The organism is Paracoccus sp. M683, from assembly GCF_007096355.1.
Classification (GTDB): Bacteria; Pseudomonadota; Alphaproteobacteria; order Rhodobacterales; family Rhodobacteraceae; genus Paracoccus.
In genome coordinates this window covers 1-3972 of the sequence record NZ_VKDF01000046.1, presented here as the reverse complement: position 1 = coordinate 3972, position 3972 = coordinate 1, and the positions used below count along the sequence as shown (strand labels likewise).

Genomic DNA, 3972 nt, shown 5'->3' with positions numbered 1-3972 from the left:
CGAGCGGGTGGGGTCCTGTTATGTGACCGTAAACTGCCCCATCATGCCCGCATCCTCGTGTTCGAGGATGTGGCAGTGATACATGAATGGTGTCTCTTCCGAAGCCAGCTTGTCGAACCTCAGCAGGATTTCGGTCGGACCCTGCACACGGACGACATCTTTCCAACCGATCTGCGCCGAGTCGACCGGCCGTCCGTTCTGACTCACGCCTCACGATAATTGTCACACGCCTCAACACCCTCTGCGACCACGTCGAGAAGTGCGTCCACATCGTTCAGAAGGACCGTGATGCGCGGGCTGCTGATACGGTAGCGGATGAAACGCCCATGGCGATCGCTGGCGACAAGCCCGCACTCCAGCAGGCACCTCAGATGGTTGGAGACGTTGGGTTGCGATAGTTTCGTCCGCTCGACGAGCTCGTGAACGGCCAATGGCTCGTTACAAAGTGCACCGAGGATGGCCAGGCGGCTCGGGTCCGCGAAGCCGCGAAACAGCTTCGCCCGTCGCTCGATGGTTGCGCTCTTGCGGTCATCGACGAATTGCGCCATATCACTCCTCGCTGATATGTTGTTCTTTGATTCATCCTAGCAGGAATAGCGCGACCATGGCCAACACCGAAAGTGCCGGATTGACGGCAGATGCCCCGCCCGTCCGTTACCGGGTTTCCGGTATGGACTGCGCCAAGGATGCCGCACAGATCGAGCGGGCGGCACAGTCGGCCGGAGTCGCGCCCGGCGATGTGAAGGTGTCGGCCGCAACTCACATCATGACACTGAATGCCCCCGAAGCGCGCCTGCCGGACATCGAAAAGGCAGTCGCGGTGACAGGCTATGGCTTCGACCGGATCGATGGCGATGAAGACATTCCGCCGAATCCTGCCCATCAGGACCCGGCCTACCGCCGCGCCCTCTGGATCGTCGTGATCCTGAACGTGGGATACGGGGTCCTCGAAATGATCGGCGGTTTCATTTCCGGATCGCAGGCCGTGAAGGCCGATGCGCTCGATTTCATCGGCGATGGCGCGATCACCTTCCTCGGCCTGCTGGCCATCGGCTGGAGCCTCGCTTGGCGGGCACGGTCGGCTCTGATCCAAGGCATCTTCCTCGGGCTCCTCGGTCTTGGCGTCCTCGGCACGACCATCGTCCGGGTCTCCGAACAGACGACGCCGGATGCAGGTCTCATGGGCCTGCTTGGCATGATCGCCCTTGTCGTCAACGCCATCTCCGTTCTGCCACTGCTGCGGTTCCGCAAGGGCGACGCGAACATGCGGGCCGTCTGGCTCTTCTCGCGCAACGACGCCATCGGTAATGCGGCGGTCGTCGTTGCCGCCGGTCTTGTGGCGTGGCTGGGCAGCGCATGGCCAGACCTCATCGTCGCTTTCGGTATCGCCGGGCTGTTCCTGCACTCGTCATGGGCGATCATCCGCGACGCGCGGGCCGATCTGAAGGCGCCGGCATGAATAGCCGCTTTCTGGGCGGGCTTTGCGCGATCGCAGCCTTTGGTCTCGATCACGGCACCAAGGCGCTTGCCCTGAACACACCGGCGCTTGAGCGCGGAGTCGAGGTTCTGCCCTTTCTCAATCTCGTGCGGGTTCTGAACGATGGCGTCAGCTTCGGTATGTTGGGCGGGATCGTGCCATGGTGGGGTCTCATCGCACTTGCTGCCGTAATCGTGGCATGGCTGCTGATCTGGTTGTGGCGCGCGCCGGACAGGCTGACGGCTGCCGCTCTCGGTCTGATCATCGGCGGCGCGCTCGGCAATGTCCTCGACCGGCTGCGTTATCGGGCCGTCCCAGACTTTCTGGATTTCCATTACGGAACATACCACTGGCCGTCCTTCAATCTTGCGGATGTGGCGATTTTCTGCGGTGCAGTCCTGCTGTTCTGGGACAGCTTCCGCTCGGCGCAGAACAAGCCCGAACGTAACCACCGAGAAGAAAACGTTACGGGGAAATAATCGATGTCCAGCATTCCATCCGCAAAGGGCATCGACAGCACGCTTGCCCTGCTGCGCAACCCATATCCGCCCGCTAGGTCGGTGATGATGCTGCAAAGCATCATCGGATAGATAGTGTGAACGTCCACTCCGTCCCGCAAAGCAGACTTCGCCTGCGCGATCTCGCTGCGCTAGGCACGAACGTCCGGTCTAGGGAAGCTGTACCGCAGCGCCAATCAAAGACCGACTGGCAGTTTTGGGCCGGGCGTGCTATGTCGCTCTGCCAGGATGGTCACACGGCCTGCCGCACCGCCGCATGACCGCATCGAGCCCTTATCCGACGGTCGATCAGATGACTTTACGCTCTGCGGCAGTCCCGGCATCCCCAGTGTTAGGGGTTCCGGTTGGCTCAATGAGCAAAAGATGCGCTTCCTTACGGGCGAATGGACAATGTTCGACACCTTTAGGGACCACAAACATCTCTCCTCCTTTCAAAGTGACGGACCCGTCCCTGAGCTGGATGTCGATTTCACCTGAAAGAACAAGGAAGAAGTCATCTGTGTCTGCATGCGAATGCCATCTGAACTCTCCCTCTACCTTCACCACCATGACGTCATGACCGTTGAAGGTTGCGACCGTGCGCGGTGACCATTTTTCATCGAATGTCGCGAGCTTTGCCGCCAAGTTCACCGCCTGAGGCATCGTCTTTCTCCATATCCCTTGCTCTGGCAAGGTATCTCGCCGTGAGCGGCGAATGGCAAGTTCGTCCGCATAGCAGGCGCCAGGGCGGCGCAACAGCATATACGCAAGGAGCCCCTAGTGGTCATTCGACCCGTTAGCGCGCTCTTACTGCGGTATGCTTTTGATCACCTTGCGATCACCGTCCAGCAATATGGCGCCACCTATTTGTTCACCCCCCTTAAGCTGAAGAGCCCCTTCTTTCGGCAGATGGATCAGCCACCGATCGAGGCCGCGTCGCCCGTCAAGAAATAGGCTTCCCTCGCTCGCAATAATCTCGGCCCCGTTTGGCAGGGCTTTGCCTTCGATCAGATTACCGCCAGCCGCGCTGCAGCTTTGGAAGGCCTTCGGTGCGCCGTCAGGATGCGTCTCCAAGACAATCACTTCGCTTGCATCGCAGATCCAGCCGGCTTGCATGCTGATCCCCACCCCCGTCAGGCGAAGGTTCTGCGGCGTATAGCCCGCCGTCTGATAAGCATCATCGGTGTGAATGCTCAGATAGCGCTCCGCAAGAAGGGCATTGACCCCACCAACAGATATCGAATGTGGAAATTCGGCACGTTGAAAAGATCCGAGTTCACGCGCCACCGCCAAATTCAACTTGGTGCCAAGGGGCATATCTATGCCGCCAAGTCTCTGCCGTCTGTCCAAAACCGGATGGTAATCCGCCTGTTGCTGGGCGACATGGGCCTTAAGCTCTCTGTTCAGGTCGTAAACCGACCAGGTCGAGTAGAAGGCACTCCCCCCAAGGAGAAAAAAGATTGGCCCACGCCAAGTCCTCAGCCGCCATTCGGCCCTCTCCCCAAAAGCAAGTCGCAACGCCCACGCCACCCAGATCAGCGTGGCCGCAAGATAGGCCAAGCGAATGAGGAGGAACTCATAGGATGGCAGGCCAATCGGGATCACATTCAGTGCCTCGCTCTCAGTATACCCGCCTTCCTATCATCATTCTGCGCGAGCCGCACACAGGAACGTCCACTTCGTCCGCATAGCAGACTTTGCCTGCGCGATCTCGCTGCGCCAGGCACGAACGTCCGGTCTGGGGAAGCTGCACCGCAGCGCCAGTCAGAGACCGACTGGCAGCTTTGGGCCGTGAGAGACTTGGGCGATCGGTCAGTTCCGACCGCAACATTGCTTGTATTTGCGGCCCGACCCACAGGAGCATGGGGCGTTCCGCCCGGGCCGGGGACCGGCGTTGAACGGCATCTCGGAACGATTTGCGGGCTCCATGCGGGAAAGCTCGGGACGAGACTGATAGAGTATCGTCGCAACGCAGTTCGGGATCAGATTGGGTGCTTC

7 protein-coding genes are annotated in these 3972 nt (G+C 60.0%); 2 read left to right on the top strand and 5 right to left on the bottom strand.

Annotated features, from left to right (window positions below):
- Positions 1 to 18 precede the first annotated feature (18 nt).
- Positions 19 to 207, bottom strand: a complete 189-nt coding sequence (locus FNJ84_RS21640) for a multicopper oxidase domain-containing protein (RefSeq protein WP_036743567.1) — start codon at positions 205 to 207, stop codon at positions 19 to 21.
- Complete coding sequence (locus FNJ84_RS21635; protein ID WP_036743566.1) at positions 204 to 548, bottom strand: helix-turn-helix transcriptional regulator; 345 nt, start codon at positions 546 to 548, stop codon at positions 204 to 206. The genes FNJ84_RS21640 and FNJ84_RS21635 overlap by 4 nt, the downstream gene beginning before the upstream one ends.
- Before the next feature lie 56 nt (positions 549 to 604).
- Here FNJ84_RS21635 and FNJ84_RS21630 point away from each other — a divergent pair, with 56 nt between their 5' ends.
- Together FNJ84_RS21630 and lspA are read left to right on the top strand one after the other, a co-directional pair.
- On the top strand, positions 605 to 1459 hold the full coding sequence (locus FNJ84_RS21630; RefSeq protein WP_143795262.1) for a cation transporter: 855 nt from the start codon (positions 605 to 607) through the stop codon (positions 1457 to 1459).
- A complete protein-coding gene (gene lspA / locus FNJ84_RS21625; protein ID WP_143795261.1) occupies positions 1456 to 1956 on the top strand; it encodes a signal peptidase II in 501 nt (166 codons plus the stop codon). The genes FNJ84_RS21630 and lspA overlap by 4 nt, the downstream gene beginning before the upstream one ends.
- A gap of 327 nt (positions 1957 to 2283) precedes the next feature.
- On the opposite strand, the gene FNJ84_RS21620 is transcribed toward lspA, so the two are convergent.
- The 3 genes from FNJ84_RS21620 to FNJ84_RS22540 form a co-directional block, all read right to left on the bottom strand.
- On the bottom strand, positions 2284 to 2637 hold the full coding sequence (locus tag FNJ84_RS21620; RefSeq protein ID WP_114350713.1) for a cupin domain-containing protein: 354 nt from the start codon (positions 2635 to 2637) through the stop codon (positions 2284 to 2286).
- A gap of 144 nt (positions 2638 to 2781) precedes the next feature.
- Entirely contained in the window at positions 2782 to 3579 is a 798-nt protein-coding gene (locus FNJ84_RS21615) for a hypothetical protein (RefSeq protein ID WP_143795260.1), read from the bottom strand.
- 207 nt (positions 3580 to 3786) lie between these two features.
- Positions 3787 to 3879 (bottom strand): SEC-C metal-binding domain-containing protein, encoded by a 93-nt coding sequence (locus tag FNJ84_RS22540; protein WP_255471374.1) that lies wholly within the window; start codon positions 3877 to 3879, stop codon positions 3787 to 3789.
- Positions 3880 to 3972 lie beyond the last annotated feature (93 nt).